The organism is Paenibacillus sp. 01T422 (assembly GCF_056398785.1).
This window is the reverse complement of the sequence record NZ_JBFTQB010001454.1, coordinates 1-799: the sequence shown is the minus strand read 5'-3', so window position 1 is coordinate 799 and position 799 is coordinate 1. Positions and strand designations below refer to the sequence as shown.

1 protein-coding gene is annotated in these 799 nt (G+C 39.6%); it reads right to left on the bottom strand.

Features of this window, described 5'->3' with window-relative positions; translation table 11 throughout:
- A partial coding sequence (locus AC1DUA_RS39465) for a carbohydrate ABC transporter permease (protein ID WP_477504862.1) occupies positions 1-627 on the bottom strand: 627 nt, incomplete at its 3' end.
- Positions 628-799: the final 172 nt, after the last annotated feature.

The window sequence follows — 799 nt, the reverse complement described above, 5'->3', positions numbered from 1 at the left end:
GGGTTTTAACATGGGGAACGTAATAAAGAAAAACTGTTTGAACGGAGAAGCTCCGTCGATGCGTGCTGCTTCATAAATCGAGCTATCAATATTTTGCAAGGAGGAAAGGAAGAAAATCATATTATATCCTGTCCAGCGCCATGTAATGGCAATAATAATCGTAATTTTCGCCCAGAAAGGATCAGAAATCCACTGAATAGGTTGTGCAATCAAGTGAATTTTCACTAAAGCTAAGTTGATAAGTCCATCATYGCCAAATAAATATTTGAATACGACGGAGTAAGCAACAAGCGAGGTCACACACGGCAAGAAGATCGCTGTTCGGAAAAATCCTTTGAAACGAAGCTTGCTGTCATTCAATAAGACAGAGATCATCATTGCTAGAACGATCATAATCGGTACTTGAATGATTAAGAAGAGAAACGTATTTTTTACCGCTGTAAAGAACGTTTTATCGCTAAAAAGCCGCTTATAGTTGCTTATTCCATTGAAATGCAGATTAGCTCCTGCACCAGTTTTGAATGACAGCAGCAGCGCCTGAATCATGGGATAGAAGTAAAACAAACAAATCATTAATACCGCTATGCCGATAAACAGCCAACCTGTCAGCTTTACACGGTTATTCATCGAGTAGTTCAATTTATCCAGATCCTTCCTATATTGCATTTAAAAATCGAAACGCTGTCCCCCGCTTGCACAAACATGCAACTCGGAGGTCAGCGCCCTTAAGGTTAATTGGAAAAACTTACTTAATTTGAGACTCCGCTTGAGCCTGAGCATCACTTAGCACTTTATTAAG